This is a genomic window from Pseudomonas sp. JAI120 (genome assembly GCF_014207255.1).
Classification (GTDB): domain Bacteria; phylum Pseudomonadota; class Gammaproteobacteria; order Pseudomonadales; family Pseudomonadaceae; genus Aquipseudomonas.
On the sequence record NZ_JACHCZ010000002.1, the window covers coordinates 857,756 to 881,009 of the forward strand.

29 protein-coding genes are annotated in these 23,254 nt (G+C 59.4%); 13 read left to right on the plus strand and 16 right to left on the minus strand.

Features of this window, described 5'->3' with window-relative positions; all coding sequences use genetic code 11:
• Nucleotides 1-98: 98 nt before the first annotated feature.
• Nucleotides 99-1,262 (plus strand): 1-acyl-sn-glycerol-3-phosphate acyltransferase, encoded by a 1,164-nt coding sequence (locus HDC32_RS15750; protein WP_178116709.1) that lies wholly within the window; start codon nt 99-101, stop codon nt 1,260-1,262.
• A gap of 34 nt (nt 1,263-1,296) precedes the next feature.
• Here the strand turns inward: HDC32_RS15750 and HDC32_RS15755 are convergent, their stop codons facing one another.
• Nucleotides 1,297-1,554 (minus strand): hypothetical protein, encoded by a 258-nt coding sequence (locus tag HDC32_RS15755; protein ID WP_131698405.1) that lies wholly within the window; start codon nt 1,552-1,554, stop codon nt 1,297-1,299.
• 183 nt (nt 1,555-1,737) lie between these two features.
• Here HDC32_RS15755 and HDC32_RS15760 point away from each other — a divergent pair, with 183 nt between their 5' ends.
• Nucleotides 1,738-1,947, plus strand: coding sequence for a hypothetical protein (locus HDC32_RS15760; RefSeq protein WP_090409383.1), 210 nt, complete (start codon nt 1,738-1,740; stop codon nt 1,945-1,947).
• Between the two features lie 57 nt (nt 1,948-2,004).
• On the opposite strand, the gene HDC32_RS15765 is transcribed toward HDC32_RS15760, so the two are convergent.
• Nucleotides 2,005-2,592, minus strand: a complete 588-nt coding sequence (locus HDC32_RS15765; RefSeq protein ID WP_131698406.1) for a YajG family lipoprotein — start codon at nt 2,590-2,592, stop codon at nt 2,005-2,007.
• 194 nt (nt 2,593-2,786) lie between these two features.
• Between HDC32_RS15765 and HDC32_RS15770 the strand changes: the two genes are divergently transcribed.
• A complete protein-coding gene (locus HDC32_RS15770; RefSeq protein WP_131698407.1) occupies nt 2,787-3,020 on the plus strand; it encodes a hypothetical protein in 234 nt (77 codons plus the stop codon).
• 729 nt (nt 3,021-3,749) lie between these two features.
• On the plus strand, nt 3,750-5,276 hold the full coding sequence (mqo, locus tag HDC32_RS15775; RefSeq protein WP_131698408.1) for a malate dehydrogenase (quinone): 1,527 nt from the start codon (nt 3,750-3,752) through the stop codon (nt 5,274-5,276).
• Nucleotides 5,277-5,406: 130 nt separating this feature from the next.
• On the opposite strand, the gene HDC32_RS15780 is transcribed toward mqo, so the two are convergent.
• The 4 genes from HDC32_RS15780 to HDC32_RS15795 form a co-directional block, all read right to left on the minus strand.
• Entirely contained in the window at nt 5,407-5,694 is a 288-nt protein-coding gene (locus HDC32_RS15780) for a PA4642 family protein (RefSeq protein ID WP_145335328.1), read from the minus strand.
• 132 nt (nt 5,695-5,826) lie between these two features.
• Nucleotides 5,827-6,312 carry a hypothetical protein gene (locus HDC32_RS15785; RefSeq protein ID WP_131698410.1) on the minus strand — a complete coding sequence of 162 codons (486 nt, stop codon included), beginning with the start codon at nt 6,310-6,312 and terminating at the stop codon, nt 5,827-5,829.
• Nucleotides 6,313-6,347: 35 nt separating this feature from the next.
• Nucleotides 6,348-6,815 carry a WbuC family cupin fold metalloprotein gene (locus HDC32_RS15790; RefSeq protein WP_167654733.1) on the minus strand — a complete coding sequence of 156 codons (468 nt, stop codon included), beginning with the start codon at nt 6,813-6,815 and terminating at the stop codon, nt 6,348-6,350.
• Between the two features lie 3 nt (nt 6,816-6,818).
• On the minus strand, nt 6,819-7,376 hold the full coding sequence (locus HDC32_RS15795) for a hypoxanthine-guanine phosphoribosyltransferase (RefSeq protein WP_131698412.1): 558 nt from the start codon (nt 7,374-7,376) through the stop codon (nt 6,819-6,821).
• A gap of 163 nt (nt 7,377-7,539) precedes the next feature.
• On the opposite strand from HDC32_RS15795, the gene upp reads away from it, so the two are divergent.
• Nucleotides 7,540-8,178, plus strand: a complete 639-nt coding sequence (gene upp, locus HDC32_RS15800; RefSeq protein WP_027604798.1) for a uracil phosphoribosyltransferase — start codon at nt 7,540-7,542, stop codon at nt 8,176-8,178.
• A 2-nt stretch (nt 8,179-8,180) separates the two neighbouring features.
• Complete coding sequence (locus HDC32_RS15805) at nt 8,181-9,455, plus strand: uracil-xanthine permease family protein (protein ID WP_131698413.1); 1,275 nt, start codon at nt 8,181-8,183, stop codon at nt 9,453-9,455.
• Between the two features lie 68 nt (nt 9,456-9,523).
• Here the strand turns inward: HDC32_RS15805 and hisC are convergent, their stop codons facing one another.
• From hisC to HDC32_RS15855, 10 genes are all read right to left on the minus strand, one after another.
• Nucleotides 9,524-10,576, minus strand: coding sequence for a histidinol-phosphate transaminase (gene hisC, locus HDC32_RS15810; RefSeq protein ID WP_131698414.1), 1,053 nt, complete (start codon nt 10,574-10,576; stop codon nt 9,524-9,526).
• Nucleotides 10,577-10,579: 3 nt separating this feature from the next.
• The gene (hisD, locus tag HDC32_RS15815; protein WP_131698415.1) at nt 10,580-11,899 is read right to left on the minus strand and encodes a histidinol dehydrogenase; all 1,320 of its coding nucleotides are present in this window, start codon (nt 11,897-11,899) and stop codon (nt 10,580-10,582) included.
• A gap of 128 nt (nt 11,900-12,027) precedes the next feature.
• Nucleotides 12,028-12,663, minus strand: a complete 636-nt coding sequence (hisG, locus tag HDC32_RS15820) for an ATP phosphoribosyltransferase (RefSeq protein WP_027604802.1) — start codon at nt 12,661-12,663, stop codon at nt 12,028-12,030.
• A 213-nt stretch (nt 12,664-12,876) separates the two neighbouring features.
• Nucleotides 12,877-14,142, minus strand: coding sequence for a UDP-N-acetylglucosamine 1-carboxyvinyltransferase (gene murA, locus HDC32_RS15825; RefSeq protein WP_024073479.1), 1,266 nt, complete (start codon nt 14,140-14,142; stop codon nt 12,877-12,879).
• Between the two features lie 23 nt (nt 14,143-14,165).
• On the minus strand, nt 14,166-14,405 hold the full coding sequence (locus HDC32_RS15830; protein WP_027604803.1) for a BolA family protein: 240 nt from the start codon (nt 14,403-14,405) through the stop codon (nt 14,166-14,168).
• Between the two features lie 114 nt (nt 14,406-14,519).
• Entirely contained in the window at nt 14,520-14,825 is a 306-nt protein-coding gene (locus tag HDC32_RS15835) for a lipid asymmetry maintenance protein MlaB (protein WP_145335332.1), read from the minus strand.
• On the minus strand, nt 14,822-15,469 hold the full coding sequence (locus HDC32_RS15840) for a phospholipid-binding protein MlaC (RefSeq protein WP_131698417.1): 648 nt from the start codon (nt 15,467-15,469) through the stop codon (nt 14,822-14,824). The genes HDC32_RS15835 and HDC32_RS15840 overlap by 4 nt, the downstream gene beginning before the upstream one ends.
• Before the next feature lie 11 nt (nt 15,470-15,480).
• A complete protein-coding gene (mlaD, locus tag HDC32_RS15845; RefSeq protein WP_131698418.1) occupies nt 15,481-15,948 on the minus strand; it encodes an outer membrane lipid asymmetry maintenance protein MlaD in 468 nt (155 codons plus the stop codon).
• Complete coding sequence (mlaE, locus tag HDC32_RS15850) at nt 15,948-16,745, minus strand: lipid asymmetry maintenance ABC transporter permease subunit MlaE (RefSeq protein ID WP_131698419.1); 798 nt, start codon at nt 16,743-16,745, stop codon at nt 15,948-15,950. Before mlaE ends, mlaD begins: the two co-directional genes overlap by 1 nt.
• The gene (locus HDC32_RS15855) at nt 16,745-17,554 is read right to left on the minus strand and encodes an ATP-binding cassette domain-containing protein (protein ID WP_003171811.1); all 810 of its coding nucleotides are present in this window, start codon (nt 17,552-17,554) and stop codon (nt 16,745-16,747) included. Before HDC32_RS15855 ends, mlaE begins: the two co-directional genes overlap by 1 nt.
• A gap of 311 nt (nt 17,555-17,865) precedes the next feature.
• On the opposite strand from HDC32_RS15855, the gene HDC32_RS15860 reads away from it, so the two are divergent.
• The 7 genes from HDC32_RS15860 to hpf all read left to right on the plus strand — a co-directional run bounded on the left by HDC32_RS15860 (nt 17,866) and on the right by hpf (nt 23,251).
• Nucleotides 17,866-18,840: a KpsF/GutQ family sugar-phosphate isomerase gene (locus HDC32_RS15860; RefSeq protein WP_131698420.1), complete on the plus strand. Its 975-nt coding sequence runs from the start codon at nt 17,866-17,868 to the stop codon at nt 18,838-18,840.
• Nucleotides 18,841-19,365, plus strand: coding sequence for a KdsC family phosphatase (locus HDC32_RS15865; RefSeq protein WP_131698421.1), 525 nt, complete (start codon nt 18,841-18,843; stop codon nt 19,363-19,365).
• An 8-nt stretch (nt 19,366-19,373) separates the two neighbouring features.
• Nucleotides 19,374-19,946 carry an LPS export ABC transporter periplasmic protein LptC gene (lptC, locus tag HDC32_RS15870; protein ID WP_131698422.1) on the plus strand — a complete coding sequence of 191 codons (573 nt, stop codon included), beginning with the start codon at nt 19,374-19,376 and terminating at the stop codon, nt 19,944-19,946.
• A complete protein-coding gene (gene lptA, locus HDC32_RS15875) occupies nt 19,933-20,466 on the plus strand; it encodes a lipopolysaccharide transport periplasmic protein LptA (RefSeq protein ID WP_027604809.1) in 534 nt (177 codons plus the stop codon). The genes lptC and lptA overlap by 14 nt, the downstream gene beginning before the upstream one ends.
• Nucleotides 20,466-21,191 carry an LPS export ABC transporter ATP-binding protein gene (gene lptB, locus HDC32_RS15880; RefSeq protein ID WP_027604810.1) on the plus strand — a complete coding sequence of 242 codons (726 nt, stop codon included), beginning with the start codon at nt 20,466-20,468 and terminating at the stop codon, nt 21,189-21,191. The genes lptA and lptB overlap by 1 nt, the downstream gene beginning before the upstream one ends.
• Nucleotides 21,192-21,376: 185 nt before the next feature.
• Nucleotides 21,377-22,870, plus strand: a complete 1,494-nt coding sequence (locus HDC32_RS15885; RefSeq protein ID WP_065924292.1) for an RNA polymerase factor sigma-54 — start codon at nt 21,377-21,379, stop codon at nt 22,868-22,870.
• A 75-nt stretch (nt 22,871-22,945) separates the two neighbouring features.
• Nucleotides 22,946-23,251, plus strand: a complete 306-nt coding sequence (hpf, locus tag HDC32_RS15890) for a ribosome hibernation-promoting factor, HPF/YfiA family (RefSeq protein ID WP_090409416.1) — start codon at nt 22,946-22,948, stop codon at nt 23,249-23,251.
• Nucleotides 23,252-23,254 lie beyond the last annotated feature (3 nt).

Genomic DNA, 23,254 nt, shown 5'->3' on the forward strand with positions numbered 1-23,254 from the left:
GGTCTATTTACAGGGCTATTTTCCGGCCGGGTCAATTACCTGGGCCACACCCTGGTATTTCCTTTACTTACCCTAGCCGTTTCTAACAAGAGAGCATGATGGGCGAATTCGATACCATCCGACCTTACAACGACAGCGAAGTCCCGGCAGTGCTGGCACGGCTGTTCAGTGACAAGGCCTTTCTGGACATCCTGACCCACTTCCGCTTCCCGCGCTTTGCCGGCACTCTTGGCTGGCTGCTCAAGCCGATGATCGCGCGCAAACTGCGCCGTGAGTTCGCCGGTGTCACCACCGTGGCCACGCTGCAGGACAAAGTCGAGTATTACGTCGACCACACCATTGACCGGGCGACCGACGGCGTGACCTATACCGGCGTGGAACAGCTCAAATCGGGCACTGCCTATGTGTTTCTGGCCAACCACCGCGACATCGTGATGGATCCGGCCTTTGTCAACTATGCCGTCTACCATGCCGGCCTGCCGACGCCACGCATCGCCATCGGCGACAACCTGCTGCAAAAGCCGTTTGTCAGCGACCTGATGCGCCTGAACAAGAGCTTCATCGTGCACCGCTCGATCACCGGGCGAAAGGAGAAGATGGCGGCGTTCAACCTGCTGTCGGCTTATATCAACCATTCGATCCGCAACGACTGCCAGTCGATCTGGATCGCCCAGGCCGAAGGCCGCGCCAAGGATGGGGATGACCGCACCGAGTCGGCGATCCTCAAGATGTTCCATGTCAGCCGCAAGGACGAGCCGTTTGCTGAGGTGATCCAGTCACTTAACCTGACGCCGGTGTCCATCAGCTACGAGTACGACCCGTGCGATGCCGCCAAAGCACGTGAGCTGTATATTCGCGCCACCACCGGCACCTACGTCAAGGCACCGGGCGAAGATGACGTCAGTATTGCCCTGGGCATCACTGGCTACAAAGGCCGTGTACATATCAACTTTGCACCGCCGATTACCGAGCGCTTCGAAGACACCAAAGTGCTGGCCGTGGAAATGGATCGGCAGATTCTCGGCGGCTATCGGCTGTTCCCGGTGCACTACCTGGCCTACGCCCAATGGAGCGATGCCGACCCGCAGTTGCAGGTGCCAAAGGCGGCCGACGTGTTCCCGGCGGACGAACTGGCCAAGGCAAAGGCAGAGTGGGAGCGGCGCCTGAGCGAATGCCCGGCCGAGCACCGGCCGTTCCTGGTGGTGCAATACGCGACGCCAGTGCGCAATCAGTATCGGGTCAAGGCTGGAATCCCGCTGTAACTACCGATCAAAAAAATGTGGGAGCGGCGGTTTTTTAGATTCGGGTGCTGAGCCAGGAAATAGCCAGCGCCAACCCAAGGCAGGCGAACCCAATGCGGTAAGCCACACGATTCGCCCGCTCGGTGCGCACATCCAGGAACAGCATGGGCTGGTCAATTGCGCGCTCTTCACTTTGCGCAGCCAGATCAGCCATGGCGCGTTGCTGGCGCAGGCGGGTGATGAACAGCAGCGCTGCGCCTGGGCAGGCCACCAATAAAGCCACAACATTGATCAACAGTGCGGGCAGCGCCATCGCAAACCTCGGGTGAAACGGTGTCTGGGTATCGGTTCAGATATCAACCTGAACGGTAGTGGCAGCCAGCGCCAAACCGCTCCCTCTCCCATGGACGGCTAATGTATCCAGTAATTTACGGCGTCACCTGAACGTCACCTTAACAAGCCACTCTGTTGCCCTTCGAACATTCAGGAGCTTGTCATGCTGCACGCGCACAACCAGGATCGGCTGTATCTGATAGCCCCAAGCGACGAGCAAGAGGCGCTGATCGGCGGCCTGGCGTTCAACGTGCAGGACCGCCACTGGCTGGTGTATTGCGCCCTTGGCGGGCACCAGCATGCGGACTTGCCGGAGGCCGATCTGTTGACGGGGGTGAGCATGCTGGACTTTTGTATCGACACGGCCGCGTGAAACTGAAGGCATAAAAAAACCGGACTCATCGCTGAGCCCGGTTTTTTGTTTGAGCGGTTACTGCGCGCTGAGCAATGAACCGATGCTTGGGTCCTTGAACAGGCGGGTCAAGGCGTCACTCAGGACGTCGCTGACCAGCTTGGTGTTGGTTTCCTGGTTAGGCGACATGCCGAAACGCTGGTTCAGCGAAGCACCGTAACGGCCGCTGTAGCGACGAGTGCCGGCGGTGACGTCGGACTTGAAGGTGGCGCCAATGGACGCCTCGGTCACGTAAAGACCGTCTTTAGGCGACTGATACTTCAATTCGGCCAGGGTGATCGTCAACTGCGGAGCGCCCGGCGCGTTGGGGCTGGGGGTGAACCCCAGCAGGCGCACAGCTGCTTCGGCCTGGGCTTGCAGCTTGGGCAGCACGTCTTGAGCGTTCACCGACACCAGGGCGGTTTCCGGGTACAGGCCACCGCGCGAACCGAGTGTCGGCGAAGGACGACCGTCCACCACCCGTACCGACACCGGCTGGCCGTGGCCCACCGGGGCCAGTTGCGTGGTGATTTTCGGTTCCGGGCTCAGTTGCTGCGGGCTGTTGGCGCAGCCAACCAGGGTCAAGCTGGTCACAGTGATCAAACCGAACAACAGGCGTTGCAACATGCGCTTCTCTCCAGAAATCAGGTACCGACAGGCGGGCAGTATAGCGGGGCGCGCCCGCAGGGAACTAGCGTCAGTTACAACCTATGACCGGTCGCCCCGGCGGCGGTTCGTTGTCACCGATATGTAATAGCCGTTACATCCGCTCGTCATCCCCGACGGGCATGCTTGGCCCCAATCTTAGGAGGTCTATCGCCATGCATTTTCTCTGGTCGCTGTTTACGCGCAAGCCCGCCCTTCGCCAGTTTGCCCTGCTCGATGCGCAAGGCCGTTGCCAGGCCTTCAAAGAGTGCTGCCAGCCTCCCGTCGGCGAAGGCTGGGTGGAAATCGAAGAAATTCGCCTGAGCTGGATGCATCATCCATTGCCGGCCCGCGCCCGTGTAAGCCCACGCCCGGCGCGGTCGTCCCGCCACCAGGCGTTGGCCGCCTGACCGAACGCCTAATAAAAGTCATAAAACACGTCCATTTCCCTGACGTTCTTCGCTACAATCTCCCCCCGATTATAAGGACGTCTCCTGATCGGGCCTCGCAGCATCGTTAATGCCTCGGTATTAACCCCCAAGAATCGCCCACAGAGAGCCGCCCACACAGATCGAGTGAAGCTGGCGCGCTTGCTGTTTCCTTTGCAAACCACCCGCCTTTACCGAATCTGCCAGAGCTGCCATTGCGCTCGGCCACTTGAGTTGTTTGCCCGTTTTGCCGCGTGTCGGCAGAGGTTTGCGGGCCAGGTGCCAGGCCGGGGTAGCCCTTTTTTGAGGTTCACGTCTTCAAAAGAGCGTGAAAAAAACGGGTTTTCACAACTTCACAAGAGTGTGGCGAGCAAATGAATAGTTTGGCGTTTGTACAAGCACCATCAGCGTCTGGAACAGCCCAACCACACAGGCCCGAGTACTCCGCAAACACCGGAGCTTGAGCCTGTCCGCTACGGATTGATTGCACGAATCGCACGCTTTGACCATAAGTCGAATTGCCACAGCCGCCCATGAATGCGTTCATAGGCAGATCAGGCCGGGCAGGAAGCGTGCGCTGAAGTTGCAAAGAATTGCGAAACGGACATGGCGATCCTGGCCATGGGTACCCTGGGGCAACACGTGAACCGCCCCGTCACTCCTGGCAGCCATGCCGTCAATTTGGTGCTGCAGATTTTGGAGACGCGTTAAATGGCGCATAACGAAGCAGTCGACGTAGTACTGGTAGGGGCCGGCATCATGAGTGCCACCCTGGCCGTACTGCTCAAAGAGCTCGACCCCGGCCTCAAGCTGGAAGTCGTTGAGCTGATGGACTCGGGTGCCGCGGAGAGTTCCAACCCGTGGAACAACGCCGGTACCGGCCACGCCGGGCTGTGTGAGCTGAACTACACGCCCCAGGCCGCCGATGGCTCCATCGACATCAAGAAAGCCGTACACATCAACACCCAGTTCGAGGTGTCGAAGCAGTTCTGGGCCTACCTGACCAAGAAGGGCACCTTTGGCTCGTCCAAGTCCTTTATCAGCCCGGTGCCGCACCTGAGCTTCGTGCAGGGCGAAAAAGGCGTGGAGTTCCTCAGGAAGCGCTTTGAAACCCTCAGCCAGCACCATGCGTTCTCGGACATGCACTACACCGAAGACCGCAACGAGATGGCCGAGTGGATGCCACTGATGATGCCGGGCCGCCCGCTTGACGAAAAAATCGCGGCCACCCGCGTGATGAACGGCACCGACGTCAACTTCGGCGCCCTGACCAACCAGTTGCTCGCTCACCTGACCAGCTCCCCGGACGCCCAGGTCAAGTACAGCAAGCGCGTGACCGGCCTCAAGCGTAACGGTGCGGGCTGGACCGTGAGCATCAAGGACGTCAACAGCGGCAACAGCCGCGAAGTGGACGCCAAGTTCGTGTTCCTCGGCGCCGGTGGCGCGGCCCTGCCGCTGCTGCAAGCCTCGGGTATCGAAGAAAGCAAAGGGTTTGGCGGTTTCCCGGTCAGCGGCCAGTGGTTGCGTTGCGACAACCCGGAAGTGGTCAAGCACCACCAGGCCAAGGTCTACAGCCAGGCTGCCGTGGGCTCGCCGCCGATGTCCGTGCCGCACCTGGACACCCGCGTAGTCGACGGCAAGAAATCCCTGCTGTTCGGGCCGTACGCCGGCTTTACCACCAAGTTCCTCAAGCACGGCTCGTTCCTCGACCTGCCGCTGTCGGTTCGCGCCGGCAACATCGGCCCGATGCTGGCTGTGGCCCGCGATAACATGGACCTGACCAAGTACCTGGTCAGCGAAGTGATGCAATCGATGGAGCAGCGCCTGGAATCCCTGCGTCGTTTCTACCCGGAAGCCAAAGCTGAAGACTGGCGCCTGGAAGTGGCCGGCCAACGGGTGCAGATCATCAAGAAGGACCCGAAGAAAGGCGGCGTGCTGCAATTTGGCACCGAGCTGGTCGCGGCCAAGGACGGTTCACTGGCAGCGCTGCTGGGTGCCTCCCCAGGCGCTTCGGTGACGGTGTCGATCATGCTGGACCTGATCGAGCGTTGCTTCCCGCAGAAAGCTGCCGGTGAGTGGGCGACCAAGCTGCACGAGATCTTCCCGGCTCGGGAGAAGGTCCTGGAGACTGATGCTGAGCTGTATCGCAAGATCAACGCGCAGAACAACATCAGCCTGGAGCTGGTTGAACCTGCCGCCGAAACCGATAGGAGCGAGCTTGCTCGCGAAGATCGTTAACGCTAACGCCGCGCATCTGGTTTAACGCGGCGTTCTCTGGTTTTTCGCGAGCAAGCTCGCTCCTACAGTAAAAAGCAAAAACGCCCCGTTCTCGCGATGAGAACGGGGCGTTTTTTATGGCCAGGAAGCATCAGCCGCGGGCGTTGTCGATCAGCTCGATGTACTCGGCGGCGTTACGCTGGTCCTTGATCAGGTCGACGAAGGTCTGGCCGTGCTCATCCTTGCCATCCAGGTCCAAACCGGCTTCCTTGAAGAAAACCAGGAAGCGCTCGAAGTCGTCGATACGCAGGCCACGGTAGGCCTTGATCAGTTTGTGCAGGGACGGGGAAATCGCGTCAACCGGCTCGAAGTCCAGGAACAACTTGATCTGATCGTCGCCGATCTCGTCACCAATCACCTGTTTCTTATCTTTACGCATTACCGACTCCAGCCAGCAGACATTTACACGGGGTTTGAAGTCTACCTGTGCAACACAGGCTTCGAAAGCGCTCGAGGACCAATGCGGGAGGGGACTTGCCCCCATCCCACACTTGGATCTTCAGTGTTTTTGCTATTTGCTACGAACAGCACCGGTATGCAAATCCGCCCAGATATGCCCGTTGGCGTAACTGAGGAACTGCACATACACCGTGTCATTGCGCAGCAAGTCGACAATCACTCGGTACTGGGCCACCGGGTACGACAGGGTCAAGGTTTTACTCTTCTCATCGTATGCCGGCTTTTTCAGGCTTTTGCTTTCGGCATCGAAGTTGAGCACCACCTGGTTGATGGTCGCGCCCTTGTTCAGGGACTTGCCCTTGAGGCGGATCATCAGCGGTGAGGTCACGGGGATCGGTTGCTGGTTGGATTGACGTTGGTTGCCCACCACCACGGTGTACTCGGTGACTTGCAGCAACTGCTGCTGGTCAGGCGCCTCGGCGCGCAGGGCAAGGTCGTCGGCCGGCAGGAATTGGTTGTGCATCGGTGCAGGAGCAGCCGCCAGGGGCAAACTGAGGGTCAACGCCAGGGCGGCGCAGGTGCGTATCAACAGGCTCATGGGCCGCTCCGCAAGAGGTGGCCCAGCACTGTAGCTCAATCGAACTGGGCAAGCATCCAGCGTTGATACTCGGCCACGTTGGCGTCGCCTTCACGAGGTGCCCAATCAGCCAGTTCGCCTTCGCCCACCGGCCGATAAGGCCCGGCCTTGCACTCGAACATCACCGTGTCGGGCGCGAGCACCACCAGGCCATGAAACACGCCGGGCGGCAGGTCGACGCCCGAGCATTCGCCGCCGGCCTGCATCACCCGCTTGGCGAGCACCTCGCCGGTATCGCTGAACACCAGCAAGCCCAAGCGCCCCTGGAGGACCAGCAAGGTTTCCGCCTTGTCAGCGCTCAAGTGCCGATGTGGCGGCACATACGTGTTGGGCTGCAGACCCACGGCCAGGCGATGGCACGGCTCTTCCATTTGATGGAAGTTGTGATGATGCCGACCACGCGGGCTGGCGCCCGCTTTCTCGGCCAGCTCGGCAAACAGCGTCTGATCAAGAAAGTGCGTCATACGTTACATACCTTTGACGGCGTAGATTCCATTGGCGTTGCGCCAGTAGCCTTTGTAATCCATACCGTAACCGAAGATGTAGCGATCGATGCATGGCAAGCCGACGAAATCGGCTTTCAACTCGGGACGGGCCTTGCGGTCGTGGTCTTTGTCGATCAGCACGGCGGTGTGCACTTTGCGTGCGCCAGCGTGTTTGCAGAAGTCGATGATCGCACCCAGGGTGTGGCCCTCATCGAGGATGTCGTCGATGATCAACACGTCGCGGTCGATAAACGAGACTTCCGGCTTGGCTTTCCAGAACAGGTCGCCGCCGGTGGTTTCGTTGCGATAGCGAGTGGCGTGCAGGTAAGACGCTTCCAACGGGAATTGCAGGTGAGTCAGCAATTTGCCGGCGAAAATCAGGCCACCGTTCATCACGCAGAAGACCACCGGGTTGGTGTCGGCCATTTCGCGAGTGATGTGTGCGCCAACCTTGGCGATCGCTGCTTCGACTTGCGCTTCGGTGTACAGGCAGTCAGCCTCGCGCATGATTTGACGGATATGCTCGAGATCAGCGGACATGGCGCTCTCCAAGGGGTGCTGTGGCAAGAAAAGCGGGCAAAGGTACGCATGTGAGGCGCAACGATCAAGCCTTAATGGACTAACGTACTAGATGTCTATAGGACAACACCCTCGGATAGATTAATCTAGGCCGGTTTTTTTGCCCGCCGCCGGAGCCTTTCCCATGCCCACTCGCGAGATCCGCCACCCGCTGATCCGACACAAACTCGGCCTTATGCGCCGTGCCGACATTAGCACGAAGAATTTCCGTGAGCTTGCTCAGGAAGTTGGAGCGCTGCTCACTTACGAAGCCACCAAAGATTTGCCTCTGGAAACCTACGACATCGAAGGTTGGGCAGGCACCGTCCAGGTCGAGAAGATCGCCGGTAAGAAAATCACCGTGGTGCCGATCCTGCGCGCCGGTATCGGCATGCTCGAAGGCGTGCTCAGCCTGATTCCGGGCGCCAAGGTCAGCGCCGTCGGCGTAGCCCGCAACGAAGAAACCCTGCAGGCCCACACCTACCTGGAAAAACTCGTACCGGAAATCAACGAGCGCCTGGCCATGATCATCGACCCGATGCTCGCCACCGGCAGCTCCATGGTTGCCACCATCGACCTGCTGAAAAAAGCCGGTTGCCGGGACATCCGCGCCATGGTGCTGGTGGCCGCGCCCGAAGGCATCGCCGCCGTCGAGAAAGCCCACCCGGACGTGCAGATCTACACCGCCTCCATCGATGAGCGCCTGAACGAACACGGTTACATCATCCCAGGCCTGGGCGATGCCGGTGACAAGATCTTCGGCACCAAGCAGAAGGACGCGTGAGCATGCAGGATGAATTCAACGACCCGCTTTGGCGCCAGATCCTGTCTGGCGCACAGATGCTCTTCGTCGCATTTGGCGCGCTGGTGTTGATGCCACTGATCACAGGTCTTGATCCAAACGTCGCACTGTTCACCGCCGGCCTGGGCACGCTGTTGTTCCAGGTGGTGACAGGGCGGCAGGTGCCGGTCTTCCTGGCGTCGAGCTTTGCCTTCATCACCCCGATTATTCTCGCCAAGGGCCAGTTCGGCCTCGCAGCGACCATGGGCGGGGTGATGGCAGCCGGGTTTGTCTATACCTTCCTCGGCCTGGCCGTGAAGATCAAAGGCACCGGTTTCATCGACCGCCTGCTGCCTCCGGTGGTCATCGGCCCGGTGATTATTTCCATCGGACTGGCCATGGCACCGATCGCCGCGAATATGGCGATGGGGAAATCCGGCGATGGCGCCGAACTGATTCATTACCAGACGGCGATGATGATCTCGATGCCTGCGCTGCTCACCACGTTGATCGTGGCGGTGTTCGGCAAGGGTATCTTCCGCCTGGTGCCGATCATCTCCGGCGTGCTGGTGGGCTTTGCCATGGCCTTCTACTTTGGCGTGGTCGACACGGCGAAAATCGCCGCCGCACCGTGGTTCGCCCTGCCCCACTTCACCGCGCCGGAGTTCAACTGGCAGGCGATCCTGTTTATCGTCCCGGTAGCGCTGGCGCCGGCGATCGAACATATCGGCGGTGTGATTGCAGTAGGCAGCGTGACCGGTCGCGACTACCTGAAGAAGCCTGGCCTGCACCGCACCTTGCTCGGTGACGGCATTGCCACCACCGCCGCCGGCCTGTTTGGCGGCCCACCGAACACCACGTACGCCGAAGTAACGGGCGCGGTGATGCTGACCAAGAACTACAACCCGAAGATCATGACCTGGGCGGCAGTGTTTGCCATCAGCCTGGCGTTCATCGGCAAGTTCGGTGCACTGCTGCAAAGCATCCCGGTGCCGGTGATGGGCGGGATCCTGTGCCTGCTGTTCGGCTCGATTGCTGCGGTGGGGATGAACACGTTGATCCGCCACAGGATCGACCTGGGTGAAGCGCGCAATCTGGTGATTGTGTCGGTGACCCTGGTGTTCGGCATTGGCGGTGTGCTGGTGGGGACCGGTACGGGTCCGGATGACTTCGGCCTGAAGGGCATTGCACTGTGTGCGGTGGTAGCGATTGGCTTGAACCTGCTGCTGCCGGGCAATGATGGCTGGAAGAACAAGAAGCCGGAAGAGCCGCTGATCTAACACATATGGCAGAACCTAATGCGGGAGGGGGCAAGCCCCCTCCCACATTTTTTGATCTTCAGTGTGGCTTAGAGCTCACCCAACCCATCGATCAGCGCCTGGTTCTGCTCCGGCGTACCGATACTGATCCGCAGGAACTGGGCAATCCGCTCCTGCTTGAAGTGCCGCACAATCACCCCTTGCTCACGCAACTTGGCCGCCAGGCCGGCAGCGTCGTGCCGTGGGTGGCGGGCAAAGATAAAGTTGGCCGCTGACGGCAACACTTCAAAGCCTTTACCTTCCAGTTGCGCGACCAGCTGGTTGCGACTATCGATAACCAACTGGCACGTCTTCTCGAAGTACTCACGATCCTCGAAGGCCGCTGCCGCGCCGACAATCGCCAGGCGATCCAGCGGGTAGGAGTTGAAGCTGTTCTTGACCCGCTCAAGCGCTTCGATGAGGTCCGGGTGGCCCACGGCCAGGCCCACACGCAAACCGGCCAGTGAGCGCGACTTGGACAGGGTCTGGGTCACCAGCAGGTTCGGGTAACGGTCCACCAGGCTGATGGCGGTTTCGCCACCGAAGTCGATATAGGCTTCATCGACCACCACCACCGAATCCGGGCTGGCCTTGAGGATCTGCTCCACGGCGTCCAGCGCCAGGACGCAGCCGGTGGGCGCGTTCGGGTTGGGGAAGATGATCCCGCCGTTGGGCTTGGCGTAGTCCGCTACGCGGATCTGGAACTGCTCGTCCAACGGCACCGGGTTGGACTTGATGCCGTAGAGACCGCAGTACACCGGATAGAAGCTGTAGCTGATATCCGGGAACAGCAGCGGCAGCTCGTGCTGGAACAAGCCGTGGAAGATGTGCGCCAGGACTTCATCGGAACCGTTGCCAAGGAACACCTTGCCGGCGTCGATCCCGTAATACTTGGCCACGGCCTGCTTGAGCAGGTCGCTGTTGGGGTCCGGGTACAGGCGCAGGTTGTCGTTCAACTCGGCCTGCATCGCGGCCAGCGCCTTGGGAGACGGGCCGTAGGGGTTTTCATTGGTGTTGAGCTTGACCAGTTTGGTCAGCTTCGGTTGCTCGCCGGGCACGTAAGGCACGAGGTCCTTGACGAAGGGGCTCCAGAATTTGCTCATGTGTTATTTCCCCTCTTCCAGGATTCGATACTCAGCACTACGGGCGTGGGCGCTCAGGGATTCACCACGGGCCAGCACCGAGGCGGTCTTGCCCAATTCGGAAGCGCCTTGTGGAGAGCAAAAGATGATCGACGAACGTTTCTGGAAGTCATACACCCCCAGCGGCGACGAGAAGCGCGCGGTGCCGGAAGTCGGCAGCACGTGGTTAGGGCCGGCGCAGTAGTCGCCCAGCGCTTCGCTGGTGTGGCGGCCCATGAAGATCGCACCCGCATGGCGAATCGACGGCAGCCAGGCCTGCGGATCGGCCACGGACAGCTCCAGGTGCTCCGGCGCGATACGGTTGGCCACTTCGATGGCCTGTTCCATGTCACGCACCAGGATCAGCGCACCACGACCATTGATCGACTTCTCGATGATCTCGGCGCGGTCCATGGTCGGCAGCAGCTTATTGATGCTGGCGGCGACCTTGTCGAGGAACTCGGCGTCCGGGCTGACCAGAATCGCCTGGGCGTCTTCGTCGTGCTCGGCCTGGGAGAACAGGTCCATGGCGATCCAGTCCGGGTCGGTCTGGCCGTCGCACACCACGAGGATTTCCGAAGGGCCGGCGATCATGTCGATACCGACCTGGCCGAACACATGGCGCTTGGCAGTGGCGACGTAGATGTTGCCGGGACCGACCACCTTGTCGACCTTCGGCACGCTTTCGGTGCCATAAGCCAGGGCGGCAACCGCTTGGGCACCGCCGATGGTGAACACGCGGTCGACACCGGCAATACAGGCGGCAGCCAGTACCAGTTCGTTGATTTCACCGCGCGGGGTCGGTACCACCATGACCACTTCGGTCACGCCGGCCACTTTGGCCGGGATCGCGTTCATCAATACTGAGGACGGGTAAGAAGCTTTCCCGCCCGGTACGTACAGACCAGCACGGTCCAGCGGCGTGACCTTCTGGCCCAGCACGGTGCCGTCGGCCTCGGTGTAGCTCCAGGAGTCCTGCTTCTGTTTTTCGTGGTAGCTGCGCACTCGGCTCGCGGCGACTTCGAGGGCTTCGCGCTGTGGCGCGGTGATGCGCGTCAGGGCCAGCTCCAGGCGTTCGCGGGGCAGGATCAGGTCAGACATGGACTTGACGTCCAGACCGTCGAACTGGCGGGTGAAGTCCACCAACGCCGCATCACCGCGCTCGCGCACGGCCTTGATAATGTCGAGCACCCGCTGGTTGACCGAGTCGTCGGACACGCTTTCCCAGCTCAGCAGATGATCCAGATGATGGGCGAAATCCGGGTCGGCAGCGTTGAGTCGGGCAATTGCAGTGGACGTGGTCATAGCGAGGGCCTCAATAGAATTGGCAAAAACTCAGGCGCCCTAAACTAGCAGTCGTTTCCGCTTGGGCACCTGAGAATTCTGGCTATGAGGCGGATAGACGGGCGCAGCTTTTCAGCTACGCAGGTGAGTCAACCGCGGTGTCGAGACTCCACTGCCTGGCGCAGGGTGTCGATCAACGCCTGGATACGGGCGTGTTGCATCTTCATCGACGCTTTGTTGACGATCAGCCGAGAGCTGATATCGGCGATAAAATCCTGTGGTTCGAGACCGTTGGCACGCAGGGTGTTGCCGGTGTCGACCACGTCGATGATCTTGTCGGCCAGGCCGATCAGCGGCGCCAGCTCCATCGAGCCGTAGAGCTTGATGATGTCGACCTGACGGCCTTGTTCGGCGTAGTAACGCTTGGCAACGTTGACGAACTTGGTGGCCACGCGCAGGCGGCCTTTAGGCTCGACATCACCGACACGGCCGGCGGTCATCAGCTTGCACAGGGCAATGCGCAGGTCCAGCGGCTCGTACAGGCCTTGGCCGCCGTATTCCATCAGCACGTCTTTACCCGCGACGCCGAGGTCGGCCGCGCCATGTTCAACGTAAGTCGGCACGTCGGTAGCCCGTACGATCAGCAGGCGAACGTCGTCCTGGGTCGTAGGGATGATCAGCTTGCGGCTCTTGTCCGGATTCTCGGTCGGCACGATGCCCGCTTCAGCCAGAAGCGGCAAAGTGTCGTCAAGGATGCGGCCCTTGGACAGTGCGATGGTCAACATGGGAAACGTCAATCCTTCATCAGGCTATTGCTGTCCGGTCGCAAACGGCGCCAGACACAGATCGAGGCCATGACAGCCTCGACTTGAAACAAATCAGTGTATGTAGGAGCGAGCTTGCTCGTGAAAAACGTCAACGATAACGCGTTTATTCAGACTCAACGCGGTGCCCACGAGTTCTTCGCGAGCAAGCTCGCTCCTACAATGCAGTGGGGACTAGCCCGGTACGCGGCGGATTTTCGCGCCGAGCATCTGCAGTTTTTCCTCGATGCACTCGTAACCACGGTCGATGTGGTAGATGCGGTCGATCAGGGTATCGCCTTCGGCGATCAGCGCCGAGATCACCAGGCTGGCCGAAGCGCGCAGGTCGGTGGCCATGACTGGCGCGCCCTTGAGCTTCTCGGTGCCGGTAACGATGGCAGTGTTGCCTTCAACCTGGATCTTCGCGCCCATGCGGTGCAGTTCGTACACGTGCATGAAGCGGTTTTCGAAGATGGTCTCGATCACTGCACCCGTGCCTTCGGCAATGGCGTTCAAGGAGATGAACTGCGCCTGCATGTCGGTCGGGAACGCCGGGTACGGAGCGGTACGCACGTTAACGGCTTTTGGCCGCTTGCCGTGCATGTTCAGCTCGATCCAGTCTTCACCGGTGGTGATTTCGGCACCGGCTTCGCGCAGTTTTTCCAGGACCGCTTCCAGAATGGTCGGATCGGTGTCCTTGACCTTGACGCGACCACCGGTGACGGCGGCAGCAACCAGGTAGGTACCGGTCTCGATACGGTCCGGCATCACTTTGTAGGTGGCAGGGTGCAGGCGTTTCACACCGTCAATGGTGATGGTGTCGGTGCCGGCGCCGGTGATGTTGGCACCCATGGCGATCAGGAAGTTGGCCAGGTCGACCACTTCAGGCTCGCGCGCAGCGTTTTGCAGCACACTGCGGCCGTTGGCCAGGGCAGCGGCCATCATGATGTTTTCGGTACCGGTCACGCTGACGGTATCAAAGAAGAAGTTCGCGCCACGCAGGCCGCCTTCCGGCGCCTTGGCCTTGATGTAGCCGCCTTCGACGTCGATGGTCGCGCCCATGGCTTCAAGGCCACGGATGTGCAGGTCCACCGGACGCGAGCCAATGGCGCAACCGCCAGGCAATGCGACTTCGGCCTCGCCGAAACGGGCGACCATCGGGCCCAATACCAGGATCGACGCACGCATGGTTTTCACCAGTTCGTACGGGGCGATCAGGGTCTTGATGGTGCGCGGATCGATTTCGACGGACAGCTTCTCGTCGATTACCGGCTCAATACCCATGCGACCAAACAGCTCGATCATGGTGGTGATGTCGTGCAGGTGCGGCAGGTTGGCTACGGTTACCGGGCCATCGCACAGCAGGGTCGCGGCCAGGATCGGCAAGGCAGAGTTTTTCGCACCGGAAATGCGAATCTCGCCATCGAGGCGGGCACCGCCGGTAATAATCAATTTATCCATAAGAATCTCGACGCCTTGGGGGCTCAGGTGCGCTCGGCCCAGGCCGCGCGACTGAAAAATTTCATAGTGACCGCGTGGATGCTGCCATCGGTGATCCACGGGTTCAAATGGGCATAGATCTGCTGCTGACGCTTGACCGGGCTGAGTGCCGCCAGTTCATCGCTAATCACGTTCAGCTGGAAGTTGCAGCCTTCGCCTTCAACTTCTACGTTCGTATCCGGCAGCTTTCCTTCGAGAAAGCTCTTAACTTCTAGGGCCTGCATGATCAACCTCTATCGGCGCCCAGTGCGCACGGGTCGCACATCATACAAAAAAGCCCCGCGCCTGCGAACCCCGCATAGCAGGACTCTGACGGGGGGCTTCATCGATAATGTGTATTAAGGATGCGCCAATAGCTCGGTCAAACCGGAAACTTCGGCGATTTCACGCATGTCTTCAGGCAATGCACGGATGCTGACCGGTTTTTTGGCCGCCTCAGCATCACGCATGAAGCACAGCAGCAACGACAAGCCGACGCTGCTGGACTTGGTTACCGCCGAGCAATCCAGCACCAACGCAGGGGCAGTGCTGGCCTTGATCAGCGCCTGGCCCTGCTTGCGCAGGTCAGGCCCGGTGCGGTAATCCAGCACGCCGCTGAGGAACAACTCGCCAGCGTCGCCGAGACGAACAGCCGACTCGGTCATTGCGCAGGCTTCCCTGCAGTTTTATCGGTCTCTTCCTTGGCCTTGGCGACTTCACCGGCCCAACCATTGATGGTTTTGTCCAGGTCGTTGCCATTGCGCTGCATGGCGTCGGCGAACTGGTCACGGAACAGCTTGCCGATGTTGATACCGTTGATGATCACGTTGCGCAGTTTCCACTCGCCACTGATCTTCTCCAGCGTGTACTGCACCGGGTAAACGGCACCATTGTTGCCCTTGACGCTCATGTTGACACTGGTGCGGTCACCCGACTCATCCCCGGCAGGAGCGACGGTGATGCCCTGGTTGTTGTACTCAAGCAAAGCGTTGCCATAAAACTGGAACAGGCCGCGCTTGAAGTTTTCCTGGAACGTTTGCATTTGCGCAGGAGTGGCCTTGCGCGAATATTTGACCGTCATGATGCTTTTGGAGATACCTTCAGCATCCACCACGGGACCAACAATAGTGTTGAGCGCTTCATAAAACTTGGAAGGGTCTTGCTTGTACTGCTCTTTATTGGCAGTCAGGTCAGCCAACATCCTGTTGGTAGTGTCCTGCACCAGTTCGTGCGCAGAACCTGCTGCGTTGGCCATCAACGGCAGCGCTGCAAGCAGTACCAGGAGACCACGTCGCAAGGTAGAGATCATGTACAGATTCCTCATTTAGCGTCTTTATTGACCGTATTGAGCAGGAATTTACCGATCAGGTCTTCAAGCACCAACGACGACTGTGTGTCGTGGATTGTCGAGCCATCCTTGAGCAGGGCTGTTTCCCCGCCCACGCTGACACCGATGTATTTCTCGCCCAGCAGACCCGCAGTGAGGATAGATGCAGTGGAATCGGTAGGCAGATTATCTACCTTCTTATCCAACTGCATCGTCACTCGACCCGTGAAGCTGTCATGATCCAGATCGATTGCCGTGACCTTACCGATGGTGACACCGGCCATGGTCACTTTAGCTCTGACAGTCAAACCAGCGATATTGTCGAAGTAAGCGTAAAGTTTATAAGTATCGGCGGTCGGGCTGGCGGAAAGGCCACTGACTCGCAGGGCCAGCAACAGTAAAGCCAGGATGCCAGCCAGCAAGAAAAGGCCGACACCGATTTCCACAGTGCGGTTTTGCATCAGAAATCTCCAAACATCAAGGCGGTCAAAATGAAGTCAAGGCCCAGTACCGCCAGTGAGGCGTACACAACGGTCTTGGTGGTGGCGCGACTGATCCCTTCTGAAGTGGGCTCACAGTCATAGCCTTGGAATACGGCGATCCAGGTCACTACAAAGGCGAAGACGATGCTCTTTATGACGCCATTGAGCACGTCACCGCTGAAAGTCACGCTGTTTTGCATGTTGGCCCAGTAGGAGCCGTCGTAGACGCCCAGCCAGTCCACTGCCACCCAGGAGCCGCCCCAGATACCGACCACGCTGAAGATCATCGCCAGCAAAGGCAGGGAAATAAAGCCGGCCCACAGGCGCGGGGCAACAATGTACTTGAGCGGGTCCACGCCGATCATTTCCAGGCTGGACAACTGCTCGGTGGACTTCATGTTGCCGATTTCGGCAGTCAACGCGGAACCCGCTCGTCCGGCGAACAGCAACGCGGTCACGACCGGCCCCAACTCACGCAGCAGCGTCAGGGCAACCATCTGCCCCACCGCCTGCTCCGAACCGTAGCTGGACAGGATATTGAAGCCCTGCAACGCCAGCACCATCCCGATGAACATCCCGGAGACCACAATGATCACCAGGGACATCACGCCCACCGAATGCAGTTGCTTGATCAACAGGCCGAAGCCGCCACCAATGCCACCGCGGCCGAGCAAGGCGTGAAACAGGAAAATTGTCGAGCGACCCAGCACTTCGACGATGTCGATACCGGATCGACCGAAAAGGCGAACCTTCTCGATGAGAGATGTCTTGCGCATCAGCGCTTCCCCAGAAGGTCTGAGCGGTAATCCGCTGCCGGAAAGTGAAAAGGCACAGGGCCATCGGGATCGCCGGTCATGAATTGGCGAATACGCGGGTTGTCGGCGTTCATCAGTTCTTCAGGCGTACCCTGCCCCAGCACCTGGCCATCGCCGACTACATAGAGGTAATCGGCGATGCTCGCGGTTTCTGCAAGGTCGTGAGAGACCACGATGCTGGTGATACCCAGCGCATCGTTGAGCAGACGAATCAGGCGCACCAGCACACCCATGGCAATCGGATCCTGGCCGACGAAAGGCTCGTCGTACATGAGGATCTGCGGGTCGAGGGCGATGGCACGCGCCAGAGCCACACGGCGCTTCATGCCGCCGGACAGTTCGTCGGGCATCAGGTCGATGGCACCACGAAGGCCTACGGCCTGCAATTTCAGCAACACAATGTCACGAATCATTTCGTCGGACAGCTGGGTATGCACCCGCAACGGAAACGCCACGTTCTCGAACACATCGAGGTCGGTAAACAGCGCACCGCTCTGGAACAGCACGCCCATATGCTTGCGAGCATCGAACAGATCGCTGCGCGACAAGGTCGGCAGGTTCTGGCCGTTGACCCACACTTCACCGGCGCTGGGGCGCAATTGCATGCCCATCAGACGCAACAGCGTGGTCTTGCCGCAACCGGACGGACCCATGATGCCCGTGACCTTGCCGCGGGGAATGCGAATATCGACGTTATTGAAGATGCTGCGCGTCCCGCGCTTGAAGGTCAGTCCCTTCAGCTCGACCGCGTAGGCGTTATCGGCACTCATCTAAACTCCTTGGGATGCAGCCTCTCACTCAGACACCATGCATGCGACAAACGTTTGCAACGGTGACGCATATAGATAGCCTCATGGGCTGGGCGGACTGAACTGGCGGCGAACTATATCACTGCTGGTACAGGGCGCCCAAGGCCGGAACAGCGCTAGTTCAGTTTAGGGACAGGGAAAAAAGGTTGCTGGCTATGTTACTGAGGATCGATCTCAGGTATTCGTTGAATAAAGCCTGACGAACTTGCGTGAGGGAATTGATCATTACCGCTATAATCGCCGACTTTTCGTCAGGCTATACGACTTCAGACATGAGCCAATCCAGCGACCTTATTCAATCCGCGCAACGCACCATCCGCCTCGAAGTTGAAGCCGTAGAAGGCTTGCTGGCCCATATCGACGCAGATTTCGTACGCGCCTGCGAGATGATTCTGGCCAGCAAGGGCCGTGTTGTCGTGGTCGGCATGGGCAAGTCGGGCCACGTCGGCAACAAGATCGCCGCCACCCTGGCCAGCACCGGGACCACCGCATTTTTCGTACATCCGGCCGAAGCCAGCCACGGCGACATGGGCATGATCACCAAGGATGACATCATCCTGGCGCTGTCCAACTCCGGCACCACCAACGAAATCGTGACCCTGCTGCCGCTGATCAAGCGCCTGGGCATCAAGATGATCAGCGTCACCGGCAACCCGGAATCAACGCTGGCCAAGGCCGGCGACGTGAACCTGAATGTTCACGTGGACCACGAGGCCTGCCCGCTGAACCTGGCGCCGACCTCCTCCACCACCGCAGCCCTTGTCATGGGCGACGCCTTGGCCGTAGCGCTGCTGGAAGCCCGCGGATTCACCGCTGAAGACTTCGCGTTTTCCCACCCAGGTGGTGCCCTGGGCCGCCGTCTGTTGCTGAAAGTGGAAAATGTCATGCATTCGGGCGAGGAATTGCCCCACGTCCAGCGCGGCACCCTGCTGAAGGACGCGCTGATGGAAATGACCCGCAAGGGCCTGGGTATGACCGTGATCCTGGAAGCCGATGGGCGCCTGGCCGGGGTATTCACTGACGGTGATTTGCGCCGCACCCTGGACCGCACCATCGATATCCGCACCGCGACCATCGACGCCGTGATGACCCCCCATGGCAAGACTGCACGCCCTGAAATGCTGGCAGCCGAAGCATTGAAGATCATGGAAGACCACAAGATCGGCGCACTGGTGGTGATCGATAGCGACGACCACCCGATTGGCGCCCTGAACATGCACGACTTGCTGCGTGCGGGAGTGATGTAAATGACCAGCGACCTGTTGCAACGCGGCAAACACATCAAACTGGCGATTTTCGACGTTGACGGCGTACTGACCGATGGCCGCCTGTACTTTCTCGAAGACGGCAGCGAATTCAAGACGTTCAATACCCTCGACGGCCAGGGCATCAAGATGCTGATGGCTTCGGGCGTGCAAACGGCGATTATCAGCGGCAGAAAAACCCCGGTTGTGGAACGCCGCGCACAAAACCTCGGTATTCCTCACCTGTATCAGGGCCGCGAGGATAAACTGGTGGTTCTGGACGAGCTTCTTGGCAAACTCAACCTAAGCTATGAGCAGGTCGCCTATCTGGGCGATGATCTGCCTGACTTGCCGGTCATTCGCCGAGTAGGCCTGGGCATGGCCGTCGCCAATGCGGCGACATTTGTTCGCGAGCACGCCCACGGCATCACCACCGCCCGCGGCGGCGAAGGTGCCGCCCGCGAGTTCTGTGAACTGATCCTGCGAGCCCAAGGCAGTCTTGAAGCGGCCCACGCCGCCTACCTATAGAGCGTTTTATGCTGAGCAAAAAGATTCGCAACTTCCTGCTATTCGGAGTCATCGCCGCGCTGTTCCTTGCGGTGGGCTACTGGAATATCAGCCCGGGGCGCTTCCTCGACCAGCCTGCCGCGCAGGTTGACGACGGGGCCATCGACTATTACGCCACCAATGCCTATAGCGTGCAGTTCCTGCCCGACGGCAAGGTGCAGTACGAAATGACGTCGGACAAAGTCGAGCACTTGAAGGCCACGGAAGTCACCCTGCTGACCAACCCGGACCTGAACCTGTACCGCGGCACCGAGTTTCCGTGGCATGTCACGAGCAAGCGTGGCGAGGTGAACCCGGACGGCACCGAGGTAGAACTGATTGACTCGGTACGCGTTGCGCGTACTGACGCCAAAAACCGTGACACCGTGATTACCAGCAGTCGCATGACCGTATTCCCACAGAAGCAATATGCGCAGACCGAGCAAGACGTTAGAATCGACGGCGCTGGCGGTGTATCGACTGGCAAGGGAATGAAAGCGTATTTGAAAGAAAGCAGGATACACCTGCTATCGAACGTAAGAGGACAGTATGAGGCTCGTTAAAACTCTCCCTATTTTGCTCGGCCTGGGCGCAGCACTGGGAAGCGTGAGCGCCTGGGCTCTGCCGAACGATAGCCAGCAACCGATCCACATCTCGGCTGACGATGCGCAACTGGATGACAAGCAAGGCGTCGCCACCTATACCGGCGGCGTGATCATCACCCAGGGTTCGATGAAGATCACCGGCAACACGGTGACACTGACGCGCACTCAAGCGGGCGATATCGACGTGGTGACATCGGTGGGCAACCTGGCTTACTTCGAACAGAAGCAGTCGGCTACCGACACCGGCCCGATGAAGGGCTACGGCAAGACCATCCAGTATCACGCCCAGCAGAATCGCATCGTGCTGATCGACCAGGCCAAGGTACTCAGCCCCGATGGCAACTCCACGGAAGGTGAAAAGATCACCTATGACACCGTGAAGCAGATTGCCAACGCCGGTCGCGCCAATGGCAGCAAGGTCACCGCGCCACGCCCCCGTATCGATATGGTTATCCAGCCGAAGAAGAAGGCCGAGTAATGGCAACCCTGAAAGCCCAGCATCTGGCCAAGGCCTATAAAAGCCGTCAGGTCGTGCGCGACGTCAGCCTGTCGATCGACAGCGGCCAGATCGTCGGCTTGCTTGGCCCCAACGGCGCCGGCAAGACCACCTGCTTCTACATGATTGTCGGCCTGGTCCAGGCGGACCAAGGTCGCGTACTGATCGACGACCTGGATGTGAGCCACCAGCCAATGCACGGGCGCGCCCGTGCCGGTATCGGCTATCTTCCGCAGGAAGCGTCGATCTTCCGCAAGCTGTCGGTATCCGACAACATCATGGCCATCCTTGAAACCCGCAAGGAACTCGACCGTGAAGGCCGCCGCAAAGAATTGGAAAGCCTGCTTCAGGAATTCCACATCAACCACATTCGAGACAACCTTGGCATGAGCCTGTCCGGTGGTGAGCGGCGTCGCGTGGAAATCGCCCGCGCCCTGGCCACCGCCCCCAAGTTCATTCTGCTGGACGAACCGTTTGCCGGCGTCGACCCCATCTCGGTCGGCGACATCAAGCAGATCATCCATCACCTCAAGGCCAAGGGCATCGGTGTACTGATCACCGACCACAACGTGCGTGAGACCCTCGACATCTGTGAAACCGCGTATATCGTCAACGATGGTCAGCTGATCGCCGAAGGCGACTCTGCCACCATCCTGGCCAACGAGCTGGTCAAGGAAGTGTACCTGGGTCACGAGTTCCGCCTGTAAACACCGTGGTGTCACGGCCGCTCGCCAAAGCGCGCGGGAGTCAATGAAAACCTCCGGATTTTTATTGTTACCGCGCTCTAGGCAAAGCACCCGATATCAGGCATATAATTTGCTTATGTTTGGCGCTCACGCGCCCTGTCGTGGATGGCGCATTGCGCCGGCGAATAAGGTGTTAAGCCCCTGCCATGAAACCATCGCTAGTCCTGAGAATGGGCCAGCAGCTGACGATGACACCGCAGCTGCAACAGGCCATCCGCCTGCTCCAATTGTCGACCCTGGACCTGCAACAGGAAATCCAGGAGGCCCTGGAGTCCAATCCGATGCTCGAACGCCAGGAAGAAGGCGACGACTTCGATAATGCAGACCCACTGGCCGACAACATCGAGCAAAAACCCAATTCCGACGTACAGGAACCCTCCTACCAGGAAACCGCCCCCACGGTGGATAACCTTGAGGAAGGCGATTGGAACGAACGTATTCCCAACGAGCTCCCGGTGGACACCGCCTGGGAGGATGTCTACCAGACCAGCGCCAGCAGCCTGCCCAGCAATGACGATGACGAGTGGGACTTCACCACCCGCACTTCCGCCGGCGAGAGCCTGCAGAGCCATCTGCTGTGGCAACTGAACCTCGCGCCGATGTCGGACACCGATCGCCTGATCGCCGTGACCCTGATCGACTGCATCAATAACCAGGGCTATCTGGACGAGACGCTCGAAGAGATTCTCGAGGCCTTTGACCCGGAACTGGATATCGAGCTGGACGAAATCGAAGCGGTCCTGCACCGCATCCAACAATTCGAGCCCGCCGGCATCGGTGCCCGCACCCTGAGCGAATGCCTGCTGCTGCAACTGCGTCAGTTGCCCGCCAAGACCCCATGGCTCGCCGAGGCCCAGCGCCTGGTCACCGACTACATTGACCTGCTGGGCAGCCGCGACTACAGCCAGTTGATGCGGCGCATGAAGCTCAAGGAAGACGACCTGCGCCAGGTCATCGAGCTGGTGCAAAGCCTCAACCCGCGTCCAGGCTCGCAGATTGAGTCCAGCGAAGCCGAATACGTCGTTCCCGACGTGATCGTGCGCAAGGACAACGAACGCTGGCTGGTGGAACTGAACCAGGAATCGGTGCCGCGCCTGCGGGTCAACCCGCAATATGCCGGTTTTGTGCGCCGTGCCGACACCAGTGCAGACAACACCTTCATGCGCAACCAGTTGCAGGAAGCCCGCTGGTTCATCAAGAGCCTGCAAAGCCGCAACGAAACCCTGATGAAAGTGGCCACCCAGATCGTCGAGCACCAGCGCGGCTTCCTGGAATATGGTGACGAGGCGATGAAGCCGCTGGTCCTGCACGACATCGCAGAAGCAGTGGGCATGCACGAATCGACGATTTCCCGGGTGACCACACAAAAATTCATGCATACCCCACGGGGTATTTATGAGTTGAAATACTTTTTCTCCAGTCATGTCAGCACCTCGGAAGGCGGTGAATGCTCGTCCACGGCAATCCGCGCGATCATCAAAAAACTGGTTGCTGCGGAAAATCAGAAAAAGCCGTTGAGTGACAGCAAGATCGCTGGTTTACTGGAAGCACAAGGCATTCAGGTCGCCCGTCGAACCGTCGCCAAGTACCGCGAATCCCTTGGGATCGCGCCTTCCAGCGAGCGTAAGCGTTTGATGTGACGGGCGGGCCACAGCGTTCCAGTGGTGGGTATTCCTACCCGCCGCTTTATGCACTGGCAACGAAGGAGAAGCTGTATGCAAGTCAACATCAGTGGACACCATATAGAAGTCACCCCTCCACTACGCGACTACGTCGAGCAGAAGCTGAGGAAGCTTGAGGGCCATTTCGACAAGATCACCAACGTGCAGGTCATCATGAAGGTCGACAAGCTTCAGCAGAAAATCGAAGCGACACTTCAGATACCCGGTGGAGAAGTGGTCGCCAATGCCGAACATGAAGACATGTATGCATCAATCGACTTGCTCACAGACAAGCTTGACCGCCAACTCAAAAAGCATAAGGAAAAGAATCTGAGCCTGCTTCAGGGCACAGGTCGTTAACTC